The following is a 13,539-nucleotide window of genomic DNA, read 5'->3' as shown; positions in this document are numbered from 1 at the left end:
GGTGCCCAGGACGCCCGGAGCACTTCGTCAAGTGACCCGGACCGGCCCGCGTACCGGTCGCGTACGGGCTGCGTACGCCCGACGTACGGCCCGCGGACCTGACAGGGCCACGGGGCCCGGGTAGTGGCCGACGGTCCGGCCGGTCTAAGTTCGGACCATGTTGAGCCCACCGGCTATCGAGCTGCTGAGACAGTTGACGTCCGAGGGCGTGTCACCCTGGCTGGCCGCGGACGGCACGGACGACCTCCTCGAACCGCTGTCGCGCTCCGCCCGTGCCGGATCCCTCCAGGGCGTGGTGACACCGGCTCTCGCCCCGGCCGCCGTCCGCCGGGCGTGCGACGCCCTGTGGGACACCTTCCTCACCAGCGAGAACCGGTACGGGCGGGTGTCCGTGCCGGTGGACCCCCGGTTCGCCCACGACGCGACGGCCCTGGTGGACGCGGCCCGCCGCGTGTACGCCGACGTGGGGCGGCCGAACCTGCTCGTGCGCATCCCGGCGACCCGGGCCGGCCTCGTCGCGCTCCAGGAGTGCCTGGCCCGGGGCATCAGCGTGGACGTGGACCTGGTCTTCTCGGCGGAGCGCTACGACGACGTCCTGGTCGCCTACCTCTCCGGGACGGAACGGGCCCTCGCGGCCGGGCTGGACCTCCAGGAGGTCACCGCCGCCGTCTCGGTGCCCGTGGGCGTGCTCGACGCGGAGGTCAACACCCGGCTGGCGGCGCTGGCGGATCCCGCGGCGCCCGGTCCCCGGGTCCGTGACACGGCGGCCGTCGCCGTCGCCCGGGCGATGTACCGGGTGCGGGAGCGCCGGCTCGACAGCGAGTGGTGGCGGGTGCTCCGCGCGGCCGGCGCCATGCCTCCGGCGCTGGTGTGGACCACGGTCGGCCCCCGGCACATCAGTGCGCTCATCGGCTGGAACACCGCCCAGGCCGTCACCCTGGAGGCGCTGGAGACCGCCGCGCTGCAAGAGGTGCTGTACGGGGACACGCTGCTGGCCGCGCACGAGGAGGAACGCCGTGCGCTGGACGTCCTCGAAGGGCTCGGCATCCGCATGCCCGAGGTCGCGCGGGCGCTGGAGGCGGCGCAGCTGAGCTCGCTCCAGCAGTCCTGGGCGCTCGGGTCCTGATCCCCGCGCCTCCCCCGGGCCACCGGGCGCCCGGTCCTCAGCCGGGGGTCCGGCCCGCCCGGTCGTGCCGTCCCCGCATCAGGGCCCGTCGGGTGCTCAGCATCTGGAGGGCCAGCTGCACTTCCAGCGCCTGGCGGGGCTCAAGCCAGCCGGGTCCGAGGAGTTCGCTGATGCGCTCCAGGCGGCGGGAGACGGTGTTGGGGTGGACGTGGAGGGATTCCGCCGCGCGGGTCGGGCTGCCGGCCGAGGCGAAGTAGGCCTCCAGGGTGCGGACCAGTTCGGTGCGCTGCAGGGCGTCGTAGTCCAGTACGGGTCCGATGGTGTTGTTGATGAAGTCTCCAGTGTCGGGGTTGTCGGTGAGCAGCAGTCCCAGGAAGCCCAGTTCACGGGGCGAGGCCGTACCGCCGGACCCGCCCAGCGCCGTCAGGGCGTCCAGGCAGCAGCGGGCCTCCTCGTAGGTGCGGCCGACGGCGGACAGCTCCGTGACCGGTCCCGCCGTGCCCACGGTCACCGGGTGGCCGAGTGCCGCGGAGAGTTCCTCCGACACGGCCCGCCCGGCGGCCGCCGGGTCGTTCCCGGGCAGCATCAGGACGACGCAGCCGTCGTCGACGCTCCGCAGACCGCTGTACTGGTGCGCGTACGAGGACGCCCAGATGGCCGCCCGGCCCGGGGAGCCGCCTTCGGGGCGGGCGACCACGACGACGTGGGAGCCGTCCAGGTCGACGCCGAGGCGCCGGGCGCGTTCGGACAGCTTGGCGCCCTGTGCCTGCCCGCCCTTGAGCAGGTCGTTGAACAGCTCCTCGCGGAGCTGGCCCTCGGCCGTGGTGACGTTGCGCTGCATCATCATCAGGATGGCGGTGACCTCGGCCACCAGGGTGAGGAGCTGGGTCCGGCGGGTCTCGTCGGACGCCTCCCGCTCCTGTGCCCGGTCGTACGGGAACAGCAGGAGCGTGCCGAGCATCTCCTGGCCCGCACCGGCCGGGGCGGTCCAGATGCCGCTCGCGGAGCGGACGGCCCGGCGCTCGGTGTGGGCGTCCAGGCAGGCCGCGCGCACCTCGCTCTCCTCCGGCTCGGGAAGGTCCGGCGGGGAGTTGAGGTTGCGGCCGGCCTGGTCGCGGATCAGCAGGGTGCCGCCCAGCAGTTCGGAGGCCTCGGCGGCCAGGGTGTGCAGGCTTCCGCCCGCCAGCACCAGTTCGATCAGGCGGCTGCGGGTGTCGCGGAGGCGCTCGGCCGCGGCGGCGGACTCCACGGCGCGGGAGGTGCTCAGTTCCAGCACCGCGGCCTCGTCCCTGACCCGGTCCAGCAGCCGGGCCTTCCCGATGGCCACCGTCGCGAGGTCGGCGAGCGAGCTCATCAGCGAGATCTCGTCCGGGTCGAAGTGCCGGATGCGCCGGGCCGCGACGTACAGGGTTCCCAGGTGGGAGGCTCCCTGGCGGAGCGGGATCGCCATCAGGGCGTGGAGGCCCTCGGTGCGCACCACGTCGTCGATCACCTCGGAGTGGGTGAAGGAGTCGTCCCGGAGGTAGTCGGCCGTCCAGAAGGGGGCGGACCGGTCCCGGGCCTGCCGGCCGACTCCGCCGGTCATCGTGGCGAATCCGGCGGTGATCGCCGAGGTGTGGCCCTCCGCGGCGAGGACGCGGGAGTGGTTCTCGTCGGTGCCGTGGAAGGTGACCCAGGACATGTCGAGTCCCAGGAGCAGCCGGGCCCGCCGGGTGACGACCTTGAGCAGTGTGTCCAGGTCGTGCGGGAGGGTCAGGTCGCGGGCGGTGTCGAGCAGCGCGTTCAGGCCCGCTTCGCGTTGCTGCCGGCGGGCGAAGAGGCCGCGGATGCTCAGCGAGAGGTCCCTGGCCCGGATCAGACGGGCGAGGTCCTCCTCGCCCGTGTCGGCGGTGCGGGCGGCGCGCACGATGCGCTCGAACTCGTCGGTGGGCGCTTCCCGTGCGAGGAGTTCCAGCATCTCGGCCACGCTCGCGTCGGGTCGTCCCTTGTCCGGCGTCACTTTCGCTCCCCCTCGCCCGCGGTTCTGATGCGTACCGGCCCCGCTGTTTCCACACTGCTGTGCCGCGTCACACTGCTGCGCCGCATCCTGATCGTGCTCCCCCGTTGGAAATCGCCTGGTGCTCTGCTCCCACCGCACGAGCTGCTCACGGGGGTTGCCGGTGCCGGGGTGGGCCGTCGCGACGGGAACGCGCCATGTGGGGCTCCAGGTCGGTGGCGGAACGCCGGCTCATCTTTCCCCCCTGGCCAGTCGGCTTGAGCGTCTCTCCAGCATCGCGAATATATAAACCGCCTCTCCGGTTTGTCAAAGCCTCAGCCGGCCCCGGAAGCACCCGAAGCCCCCCGAGCGCGGCAGGAGCGGGATCAACCGGCGGCCAAATACCCCTACAGAAGGGACATTTGATGCTCTCATGATCGGCCGCACCGGCCGCCATGGGGCCTCCGAGGGGCCGCATGGCGGCCGCAAGAGGCACCTCCGCCTGCCCGTAAGGGCCCAAATCGACCTCAAAAACCGCGACAGCGGTTTGTTCATATTGCCCTTTCGTGCCTCCCGAGCGCCCCTCGGATTCAGCCATCAGCCCCTGCCGCCGGTCGCGACCGGCTTTCTGCTGGCGCAGACTGGGCTCATCCCCTTGCCCCGAAGGGTTCGAGCCGGATTCTCGCCTGCCAGCCAAAACCAAACCAGCAAGCTGGTTTAATAGCGGCCCCGAGGATCTGACACAGGAGCGATCGGTGACCAAACAGGAACGGGCCACGCACACTCGCCACGAGCTGATGCGGTCGGCGGCCATGGTGCTCGACCAGCACGGCTACGCCGAGGCGACCCTGGCCACCATCAGTGAAGGCGCGGGCGTGAGCCGGGGGGCCCTGCACTTCCACTTCGAGAACAAGGCCGCGGTCGGCGCGGCCGTGGAGCTCGCCGCCGCGCTGACGCTGCGCGCGGTGGTCCGCGAGGTGCCCGTGGGCCGCGGATCCGCGCTCCAGTCGCTGACCGACGCCTCCCACGCGCTCGCGCGCACGCTCCGCAGCGACGTCATCGCGCGGGCCGGCTTCCGGCTCAGCCGCGAGGCCACGTACGCCAGCACGCTGGACCTGCCCGGGGAATGGCACGGCTACGTGGGGCGGATGGCCGCGGAGGCGGCCGCCGAGGGCGCCCTGCGGCCCGACGTGTCCCAGCGTCTGGTCACCACCACCGTGATCGCGGCGACCACCGGCTTCGAGACGCTCGGCCGCAGCGACCCCGAGTGGATGTCGCGGTACGCGCTCACGGAGTTCTGGCAGCTGATGCTGCCCCGCGTCGCGCACGAGACCGTGCTGCCCGATCTCGACCCGGCGGGCAGGGAGCCGGCCCTCCACTCCTGATCTTGACAAACAGTCCGCGCGGTTTGTTAGTGTCCCCTCTGTGCACGTCGTCGGCAGTGCCACTCGACTGACGCTCCGTCTTTCGCTGCTGCCGCCGACGCCACCCGAGGAGAACCGTGGACGCCCTTCACCGTGCGGCCTGCCGCACCGGGCCCGCGCCGGCGTACCTGCGGGTGCGCCACCGCGCAGCCCCGAGCACCACCGGGCCGGCATCCGGCTGCCCCTGACGCGGCTTCACCCCCGCGCCGAGTCCATCGGCGGACGTCCGTCCGCACACCCACGGATCGCTCCGGATCCCGGAACCCCCGGCATCCGTGCATCCACGCATCCGTGCACCATGCGCCCTTGCGCATCCGCCCCCAGAGGGCCGGGCCCCCTGCGGAAGTAGCGAGCTTCCGCAGGAGACCAACCACGGCAGAGGTCTCAGAAGCCCCTCGTGGAAACCGGCAGAGCGCACTCCCGCCGAGGGCGGGGACGCAGGCGTGCCGGTCAGTTGTCCGAAGAGATCACCCAATGAAATCTCGGAGACGTCATCAATGATGCGCGACACCGCTCCCACTTTCCACCCTGGCCGAAAAGTTCCCCGGAACGCTTTCCCCTCGGATCCGGACATCACGGCCCCCGTTCCCCCGGTGCGACGGCAGCGCGTGAAGGTCCCCTGGCGGCTGGTGAGCTCGCCGTTCTACTCGGACGCCGCGCTGAGCGTGTACATGAAGATAAAGGCACTGGGACAGCGGCTGGAAGGCTGCACGGCCGGTATCCGGACCCTCTCCTCGTACCTGCGCATGTCGAAATCGACCATCGAGCGCGCCATCGCGCGGCTGCGCCTTCCCGCCCCTGACGGCGTGGTGGAACTCCCGTACAGCGAAAGGCGCTCGCTGCCCGGCGGCAGGGGCACGACGGCCCGTCGCAGGGTGCGTCCGATGTCCCGTGACGAGGCGTTCGTCTGGCTGCCCGTGGCGGCGTGCGAGCAGCTCACCCCCCGGATGCTGCGTGCCTACGCCGTCATCGCGTACGGCGTGGCCCTTTCCGTACCGCTGTCCGAGCGGGAACTCGCGAACTTCCTCCGCCACCATTCCGGGGGCAGTGCCGGAATGCCCATCACGGTCGAGGCGGCGGGCCGGATCGTCGACGCCCTGGAGGAATCGGGATGGGTGTCCGTCGACCGCCGCGCGGGATTCCAGGGACGCCATCTCCTGACCGCGCACGGCGTCCCTTCGTCCTCCGATCCTGGTGACGGACCGGGTCCCGGAGTTGATGAACCATCGCTCGCGAATAAGGAAGACAGAAGGACTGACCGACCCGAGAACAAACAATTCCAGCCATCCGCCGTAGGCGAAGGAACCGTAGGAAAGACGCGATCGCGTCGCGCGCTCCGCGCGGGCGGAGAACATTCCCCCACTCCCCCGGTGGAGGAGCGCACGGCGCGCCCGGACGGGCGTCCGCGCGGCGGTGCGCAGCTGACGTTCAGCCCCCGTGTGCACGCCATACTGGAGCCGGTACGGGGACTGCTGGGCGGGTGCTCCCCGTACGTGCAGCGGCTGATCGCCCGGGAGGTGGGCCGCCAGCTGCGCGAGGGCACCGAGGACGAACGGCTGCGCGCCCGCCTGACGGAGCGTCTGGCGGGCACGACGGTCTCGGAGATCCGTGACGGGGGGCGCTGGATCCTGGGCGCCGCGCTGCCCCGCTGGGGCTGTGGGCTGTTCCACTGCGAGTCGGGCCGGCTGTGGCCCACGGGCGCGCGGTGCGCGATCTGCCAGGAGCTCGGGGCCGAGGTCCGCGCGCTGCGCCGGGCGTTCCCGGACGGGCTGCCCGGCCACCTCCCAGGACCCGGGGCCGGAGTGGCACCGCGGCCCGCGACCGTGACGGTTCCCGGTCCGCGCACGGGGGAGCCGGCGGGCTCAGGGTACGGGGGCGGGGCCGGGGAGCCGGCGGACGGGGTACGGATCCCGGTGGCCGGCGTACGGGTTCCCGGCGACGCGGTACGGGCTCCCTGGGACGCGGCATGGACCCCCGGAGACGCGGTACGGACCCTCGAAGACGCGGTACGGACCCCCGGGGACGCCTGCACCGGCCCCCGGGACGCAGCGGCGTCGGCGGATCACCTGGCGGTCGCCCCGAACCACGCCTACGCCGCCGCCCGCGCGGCACTGGCGCGGCGGACGGCGGCGTGAGGGCGCGGGCACGGAGGGGTCCCGCATGGTGTGCGCTCCGGCCGGCTCAGGCCGGGCGCAGCACCACGGGGAGGCTCGCGAAGCCGTTCAGCAGGAAGGTGGGCAGCGGCTGCAGTTCCTCGGGCGGGCAGCCGAGTGCCATGTCCGGGTAGCGCTCGAAGAGCCCGGCGAGCGCGGTGGTTGCTTCCAGCACGGCGAGCGGGGCACCCAGGCAGCGGTGGACGCCGTGGCCGAAGCCGAGGCTGTCGCGGTCGGTGCGCAGCACGTCGAACACCGCGGCGTCCGCACCGTAGCGCTGCGGATCGCGGCCGCCGCCGGCGAAGGAGACGAGGACGGGATCGCCCCGGAGGATCTTGACTCCGTCGAGGTCGATGTCGTCCACCGCGAAGCGCATCGGCGAATAGCTCGCGGGGCTGTGGACGCGCATGGTCTCGGCGACCACGTCCTCCCAGCTCGCGCGGCCCTCGCGGACGTGGGCCAGCTGCTCGGGGTGCGACAGCAGCGCGCCCAGGGCGTTGGTGACCAGCGCGGACGTGGTGTCCTGGCCCGCCGCGATCAGCAGGAAGAGCGTGCCGAGCAGTTCGGGTTCGGTCAGCCGCTCGCCGTTGTCCCGGGCCTCGATCAGCGAGGAGGTCAGGTCGTCGCCCGGTTCCGCACGGCGGGCCGCCACGTGCGCGGCCAGCAGCCCGAAGGCCGTCGTGCGGGCCGATTCCATTTCCTGGGCCGAAACCGTGGTGCTGAACACGGTGCGCAGCGCGGACGACAGCGCGTCCCGGTCGGGACCGCGCTCGACTCCGAACAGCTCGCATATCACCTGCAGGGGCAGGAGTTCGGCGAACGCCGGGCGCAGGTCGACGGAGTCGCCCGCCGGTACGCGGTCCAGTCCGTCGAGCAGTTCGGAGGCGATCTCCTCGACCCGGGGCCGTAGCGCCGCGGACCGCCGTGCCGTGAACGCAGCGGCGACCAGGCGGCGCAGCCGGGAGTGGTCCGGTCCGTAGGCGAACAGCATGTTCTCGTTGGCCACCCAGGGGTAGAGCGGCCACTCGGGCGTGATCCGCCCCTCGATGAAATCGGGCCAGTGCTGCCGGGCGTCCTTGGACACCCGGGGGTCGAGCAGCAGGCGCTCGACGTGCTCCTGGCCCACCACGGCCCAGGCGCGCACCCCTTCGGGGAGCTCCACCTCGACCGCCGGGCCCTGCTCGCGGAGCATCGCCACCTCACCGGCTATGTCCCGTCCCGCGACGTCCAGCGCGTACGGGCAAGCGGCCATGTCCATCTTCGTGCTCCGTTCGGTAGTTCCTTGCGTTTTACGTGCCCCACCACACCCACGCACACCGAGGAGAACGACGCGCCCCCTCCCCCCGCTCCCGCGGTCCGTTTCCGGACCGCGGGCCCTTCGGTCAGCCTTCCGCTGCCCCGCCGGCTTCCGCGCGTGCCAGGGCCTCCGCCTTCTCGTCGCGCAGCCTGACGGCCGCCTCGTACACGCGCTCCGCCCGGTCGGGGCCGAAGTCGATGCGCACCAGGACCCCGGGCATGGCGATCGCGGTGAGCAGGGTCCGCATCAGGTCCGTGGTCCGCTCGACCATGTCCGCGTGCCCCGTCATCGTCTTCGAGAGCACCTGGACGCCGGTGAAGGTCCCGGTGAACAGTTTGGCGGTGGACTCCAGGTCGGTGTGCGGCAGGAGTTCCCCGTTCTCCTGCGCACGCGTGAGCAGCTCCATGTTGTGGGTGTTCCACGCCCGCATGGGGATGCTGCGGTCCAGGCCGTCGATCGGGGACCCCTGGTCCACGGTGAGCCGTACGCTGCCCCGCACCAGGGGATCCCCCTTGCACAGCAGGTAGGCCAGGACCTGTGCCCGGTCCACGTTCTGCTGGAGGAACAGCTCCGTCTCCGGCACCTCCGGCAGGGCTTCGACCTGAGCGGCCAGGACGGCCTGGGCCAGCTCTTCCTTCGCGGTGAAGTGGAAGTAGAGCGCGCCCTTGGTCACCCCGGACCTCTTGAGCACCTCGGCGATCGTCGCGGCCTCGTAGCCCACTTCGTCGAACAGCTCCGCTGCCGCGACCAGGATCTTCTGTCGCGTACGAATGGCTCGTTCCTGCCGTGCCATACACCCTCCGGTGCCCCTCTAGGCAAGGGCGAACCGGACGGCTCACCCCCACCTGTTCCTGACAGTGCGTGACGTTTGCGGCACTGACCGATATCACTGCTGGTCAGCGAAGCAACGATCCGGTCGCCCTAGTCTATAGCGTCACACTTCCAGAACAAAACCACCGAGCCGGTTTTCTCGCCAAGATCTCTTGAAAACAAAACCGTTTAGTCCGTATGTTTGGCACAGCACGGCCTGTACCACGGTTCTTAACGGGGGAAGACTGATGTTTGCACCGACGCTCGAGCACCCGGAAACCCATCGAAACAGCAAGGACGCCACGCCCTGCCGCCGGACGCCCCGAATCGGCATCCTGCCTGTTCAGCCCAGCGGATCCGCCCAGAAGTCCGGCGCCCCGTCGATCTGCCAGGAACTGACCCACCTGCTCTTCGACCGCGCGGACCGGCAGAGCGTGCACGGGCGCTGGAGGGAGCTGCTCAGCAGCGAGCCCTTCGCCTACGTACCGGGGCTGAACCCGGAAGAACGGACCGCGCAGTCCTATGACCGCCTGCGCCTGGTCAACAGCACCGTCGAGGATCCGGCCGCGCTGGTCTACGACCCGCGGCTCCTGGCCGGCCTGCACGAATGGGCGGGCTTCGTGGACGGGGGCCTGTGCACCCTGGCGAGCATCCACTACAACCTCTTCATGGGCAGCCTGCTCGACCACGACACCTACGGCCGGGAGCTGTCCGCCTTCACCTCGATGCGGCGCACCGGCACCTTCCTGTGCACCGAGCTGGCGCACGGCAACGACGTCGCGGCCCTGCAGACCACCGCCGTGTTCGACCGCGTGACCGACGGCTTCATCCTCAACACGCCCCACCCGGGCGCGCAGAAGTTCATGCCCAACACCAGCCTCATCGGCGGCCCGAAGACCGCCGTGGTGGCGGCCCGGCTGCTGATCGAGGGCCAGGACCACGGCATCTTCCTGTTCCTGACCCCGCTGAGCGACCGGAACGGGCACCTGCCCGGGGTCACCGTCCGCCGGTTGCCGGAGCGCACGGGCACCCCGGTCGACCACTCCCTCACCTCCTTCGACCACGTCTGGCTGCCGCGCGAGGCCATGCTGGAGGGCGACCACGGCCGGCTGGACGCGTCCGGCACCCTGCACAGCACCCTGGGCAACCGGCGCAAGCGCTTCCTGCGCTCCGTCGACCGCGTCACCATGGGCAAGCTCTGCATGAGCGCCGGCACCCTGGGGATGGCACGCAGCGCGCTGACCATCGCGGTGCGCTACGCGCACCACCGGCACATCGCCGGTCCGAAGGCCGGCCAGCGCATCCCGCTGGCCGCCCACCGCAGCCACCACAGCCGGCTCCTGCATTCCCTCGCGGACTCCTACGCCATGACGTTCCTGCACCGGTCGGTGCTCGACCGCTTCGTCGCGCACGAGGAGTCGGAGCGGGAGGACGTGGAGCGGATGGTCGCCGTCGCCAAGGGCTGGATCACCTGGAAGGCCCGGGAGATCGCGACCGAGTCCCGCGAACGGTGCGGCGCACAGGGCCTGTTCCCCGTGAACCGGATCTCGGAGCTGCCCGGGAACATAGAGGGCGGGATCACCGCGGAGGGCGACAACCTGGTGATCTGGGTGAAGGCCGCCGCCGAGATGGTCTTCGGCCACCGCGTGAACCCCGCAGGAGAGGACGCCCCGCCGCCGGCCGAACGCGCCCTGACGGACCTGTGCTTCCTGCGCGACCTGCTCGTCTCGGTCGAGCGGACGTGGCAGGCACGCGCCCGCACCGCCCTGCGCCAGGGCCCCTCCGGCGATCCGGTCGGCCGCTGGAACGAGTCCTCCGGCGCCGCGCTCGAAATGGTCTCCGCCCACGCGGTACGGCTGGCCGCCGACGCCTTCCTGGCGGAGGTGGAGCGGGCCGCCGACCCCGCGGTCCGGGAGCTGCTCGCCAACCTGTGCCGGCTGTTCCTGCTCCAGCACCTGCGCCGGCACACCGGCGACCTGCTCGCCGAGGAGCAGCTCACGGTGCAGCACGTGCGCGGGCTGCACGAGACGGTCGAGTCCCTCCTCGCGGAGCTGGCCCCGCACCTGATGACGCTGGCCGACGCCTTCGACGTACCGGAGGCGTTCCTCGCGGAGGTCCCCCTGGCGAACGAGGACTACCTCGCCCCCTACGGGGAGAACTCCGCCTTCTGACCCGACTCCGGCAGGCCACGGGCCGCGCGTCGCCACCGCGATGCGTGGCCCACGGCCGGATCACATGTCGCTGTCGATGCCGGTCACCGCCGGCGGGCCGAGCGGGGCGTCGGACTCCGAGAGTCCTGCCTCCTCCAGTGCCGCCGTGACGATCCGCAGCGCGTCGAGTTCCGCCTCGAACTTGTCCGGGGCCTCGACCTCGAGGCGCACGGAGAACGTACGGTCGTCGTTCAGGGTGAGGAGGCTCAGCCCCTCGCTCTCGCTGACTTCCGTGTGCCGCGATGCCAGCTTCCCTTCGACGGCGCGGCGCACGGGGCCGGTGACTTCCGACACGAACGTACCCGGGACCGTAATGACAAAGCTGGTCACGGCAACTCCTCACACAGGGCGGAACTCCAGTACCGTCCGGATGCCCCCGATCTTCACGGTCAACCCGGTCAGGCGATGCGGGCGGGGGCGGCGGGAGCGCCGTCCCGGTGGGCCTGCACCGCGCGGCGGCGGGCCTCGGCTCCCGACGTGAGGTGCATGCCGTACGAACCGGGCTTGGCCGCCTCGGCGGCCAGGTGCTTGGGGATGAACGTGCAGACCAGCTCCTTGAGCTTCGCGCCCGGGCGGCCGCTGACGTTGAACCACACCGCCACGTCCGACCGGTCGGCGAACTGGAAGATGCCCGCGTTCCGGCCCAGGCTGATGCACTGGGCGGCGAAGTGCTGGTTGAGGGTCGCGGGCTGCTCGTCCGCGATCCGGCTGAGGACCGTGTCGGCGGCGCGGGCGCCCATCGGGATCGCGGCCTGGCAGCTCATCCGCAGGGGTACGCCCGAGGGGGCCGCCGAGTCTCCGGCCGCGACGATGCGGGCGTCGTCGACGCTGGTCAGGGTCTCGTCCGTGAGGAGGCGGCCCAGCGCGTCGGTGGTCAGGCCGCTGCGGACGGCCAGGTCCGGCACGGCGAAGCCGACGGTCCAGACGGTGAGCGAGGAGGCCAGTTCGCGGCCGTCGGCCAGGTGGACGGCGTCCTCGGTCACCGCCGTCACCTTGGTGCCGGGGCCGTCGACGACGGTGACGCCGAGGCGGGCCAGCCGGCCGGCGACCGTGCGGCGGCCGCGGGCGTGCAGGTACGGGCCCAGGACCCCGCCGCACACCAGGGTCACCGCCCGGCCCTGCTCGGCCAGTTCGGCGGCGGTCTCGATGCCCGTCGGGCCGGCCCCGACCACCGTCACCGCGGCCGTCGAGGGGGCCGCGTCCAGGGCCGGGCGCAGCCGTTGTGCGTCTTCCAGGGTGGCGATCGGGTAGGCGTACCGGGCCGCTCCGGGCACGGTGGGGTCGGCGGCGGCGCTGCCCACCGCGTAGACCAGGTAGTCGTAGGCGAGGGTGGCGCCCGAGGTCAGGGCCAGGGTGCGGGCGCCCGCGTCGATCCGGTCCACCGTGTCGACGACCAGGCGGACGCCCTCGGCCAGGACGTCGCGGTAGGCGATGACCGCCGCGTCCGAACCGCCGACCAGCTGGTGCAGCCGGACCCGGTGGACGAAGTCCGTACGCGGATTGACCAGGGTCACCGTCACGTCGCCGCGCCGGGTCAGGCGGTTCGCGGCCATGACGCCCGCGTATCCGCCGCCGATGACGACCACTTCGGTGTTCCCGTACGCGTTCATGATGTGCCTCCGTCGCCTCGAATGGGGTTCCGGGCACAAGACACCGGCGCCCCTCCCCGTGTGACAGGCCCGCCGCTGTGACCTGCGTCACGGGCGGGCCCTGTTTCCCGCCACCGCTGGAGAAGAATTCGCCAGACCGTGGTCGCCGGGCTCCGGGCGGTCCTGTGGGGACGGGTGTCACCCAGGGGTGCGTACGTGCTCAACGCGCCTTCTGCGCAGGCGTCCTGGAGGTGTGCCGGAGGGGATGCTCCGTCGCAGGTCAGTGAGTGGACGCCGAGTGCGCCGGCTGTCGGCTGCGGGCCGCCGCGGCGGCGGGACGGTCTCTCGGGCGGGGCTACAGGGGCCGTGGAATCTCGCTCGAAGCGGGCTCGAGCGATGCTCCCGGTCCCGCCGAACGGGCTGGGCGAGGTGCTTCAATGGCCACCGTCAGGGGCGCTATCGGATCAGCAGGGAGCGGGCACGGGGATGCGGAAGTCGTACGTCGCAGCGCACATCTACATGATCGTCGGAGTCGTCTCCGGGTTGTACTACCGCGAGATGACCAAGATCAATGACTTCGAGGGCGACACCCAGCTCTCGGTCCTCCACACGCACCTGCTCGCGCTCGGCATGCTGGTCTTCCTCATAGTCCTCGGCCTCGACAAGGTGTTCGGGCTGTCCGGGGACAAGCAGTTCACGCGCTTCTTCTGGTTCTACAACACCGGTCTGACCATCACCTGCCTCAGCATGCTGTACCGGGGCACCCAGACCGTGCTCGGCAACGAGGTTCCCGAACTGTTCTCACTGGTGGGCGGGTTGGGGCACATCATCCTCACCGTGGGGCTCATCCTGCTGTTCGTCCTGCTCGGCAAGCGGGTCAAGGAGCACGAGGGTGCGCCGCGGGCCGAGCGGACCGAGTCGGTGGACAGCTCCGTCTGACGGTCGCCTACGGTGC

Annotated in this window: 10 protein-coding genes; 5 read left to right on the top strand and 5 right to left on the bottom strand. The window is 71.6% G+C overall.

Translation table 11 applies throughout. From position 1 onward, the window contains the following. Positions 1-157: 157 nt before the first annotated feature. The gene (locus ACZ60J_RS34205) at positions 158-1,126 is read left to right on the top strand and encodes a transaldolase family protein (RefSeq protein WP_469687968.1); all 969 of its coding nucleotides are present in this window, start codon (positions 158-160) and stop codon (positions 1,124-1,126) included. A gap of 37 nt (positions 1,127-1,163) precedes the next feature. On the opposite strand, the gene ACZ60J_RS34200 is transcribed toward ACZ60J_RS34205, so the two are convergent. Continuing rightward, positions 1,164-3,125, bottom strand: a complete 1,962-nt coding sequence (locus ACZ60J_RS34200; protein WP_469687966.1) for a helix-turn-helix domain-containing protein — start codon at positions 3,123-3,125, stop codon at positions 1,164-1,166. 731 nt (positions 3,126-3,856) lie between these two features. Between ACZ60J_RS34200 and ACZ60J_RS34195 the strand changes: the two genes are divergently transcribed. Beyond that, the gene (locus tag ACZ60J_RS34195; RefSeq protein ID WP_469687964.1) at positions 3,857-4,486 is read left to right on the top strand and encodes a ScbR family autoregulator-binding transcription factor; all 630 of its coding nucleotides are present in this window, start codon (positions 3,857-3,859) and stop codon (positions 4,484-4,486) included. A gap of 632 nt (positions 4,487-5,118) precedes the next feature. Further along, on the top strand, positions 5,119-6,660 hold the full coding sequence (locus ACZ60J_RS34190) for a hypothetical protein (RefSeq protein WP_469687962.1): 1,542 nt from the start codon (positions 5,119-5,121) through the stop codon (positions 6,658-6,660). A gap of 46 nt (positions 6,661-6,706) precedes the next feature. Here ACZ60J_RS34190 and ACZ60J_RS34185 read toward each other — a convergent pair whose 3' ends face one another. Both ACZ60J_RS34185 and ACZ60J_RS34180 read right to left on the bottom strand, forming a co-directional pair. Then, on the bottom strand, positions 6,707-7,936 hold the full coding sequence (locus tag ACZ60J_RS34185; protein WP_469687961.1) for a cytochrome P450 family protein: 1,230 nt from the start codon (positions 7,934-7,936) through the stop codon (positions 6,707-6,709). Between the two features lie 124 nt (positions 7,937-8,060). Beyond that, the gene (locus ACZ60J_RS34180) at positions 8,061-8,768 is read right to left on the bottom strand and encodes a ScbR family autoregulator-binding transcription factor (RefSeq protein WP_469687959.1); all 708 of its coding nucleotides are present in this window, start codon (positions 8,766-8,768) and stop codon (positions 8,061-8,063) included. 265 nt (positions 8,769-9,033) lie between these two features. On the opposite strand from ACZ60J_RS34180, the gene ACZ60J_RS34175 reads away from it, so the two are divergent. Then, positions 9,034-10,956, top strand: coding sequence for an acyl-CoA dehydrogenase family protein (locus ACZ60J_RS34175; RefSeq protein ID WP_469687957.1), 1,923 nt, complete (start codon positions 9,034-9,036; stop codon positions 10,954-10,956). 60 nt (positions 10,957-11,016) lie between these two features. Here ACZ60J_RS34175 and ACZ60J_RS34170 read toward each other — a convergent pair whose 3' ends face one another. After that, entirely contained in the window at positions 11,017-11,325 is a 309-nt protein-coding gene (locus ACZ60J_RS34170) for a hypothetical protein (RefSeq protein WP_469687956.1), read from the bottom strand. A 68-nt stretch (positions 11,326-11,393) separates the two neighbouring features. Further along, complete coding sequence (locus ACZ60J_RS34165) at positions 11,394-12,605, bottom strand: NAD(P)/FAD-dependent oxidoreductase (RefSeq protein ID WP_469687954.1); 1,212 nt, start codon at positions 12,603-12,605, stop codon at positions 11,394-11,396. Between the two features lie 465 nt (positions 12,606-13,070). Here ACZ60J_RS34165 and ACZ60J_RS34160 point away from each other — a divergent pair, with 465 nt between their 5' ends. Continuing rightward, positions 13,071-13,523, top strand: a complete 453-nt coding sequence (locus ACZ60J_RS34160) for a DUF2871 domain-containing protein (RefSeq protein WP_469687952.1) — start codon at positions 13,071-13,073, stop codon at positions 13,521-13,523. The last annotated feature ends 16 nt before the right edge of the window (positions 13,524-13,539 follow it).

The sequence above is a fragment of the Streptomyces sp. NPDC104226 genome (assembly GCF_055584085.1).
The sequence above is the reverse complement of the archived record's forward strand: the minus strand, read 5'-3'. Positions and strand labels throughout refer to the sequence as shown.

Excerpts from the sequence above, each read along its gene's own strand:
- ACZ60J_RS34175 (WP_469687957.1), top strand. The coding sequence starts at position 9,034 with ATGTTTGCACCGACGCTCGAGCACCCGGAAACCCATCGAAACAGCAAG.
- ACZ60J_RS34185 (WP_469687961.1), bottom strand. The coding sequence starts at position 7,936 with ATGGACATGGCCGCTTGCCCGTACGCGCTGGACGTCGCGGGACGGGAC.
- ACZ60J_RS34160 (WP_469687952.1), top strand. The coding sequence starts at position 13,071 with ATGCGGAAGTCGTACGTCGCAGCGCACATCTACATGATCGTCGGAGTC.
- ACZ60J_RS34180 (WP_469687959.1), bottom strand. The coding sequence starts at position 8,768 with ATGGCACGGCAGGAACGAGCCATTCGTACGCGACAGAAGATCCTGGTC.
- ACZ60J_RS34205 (WP_469687968.1), top strand. The coding sequence starts at position 158 with ATGTTGAGCCCACCGGCTATCGAGCTGCTGAGACAGTTGACGTCCGAG.
- ACZ60J_RS34165 (WP_469687954.1), bottom strand. The coding sequence starts at position 12,605 with ATGAACGCGTACGGGAACACCGAAGTGGTCGTCATCGGCGGCGGATAC.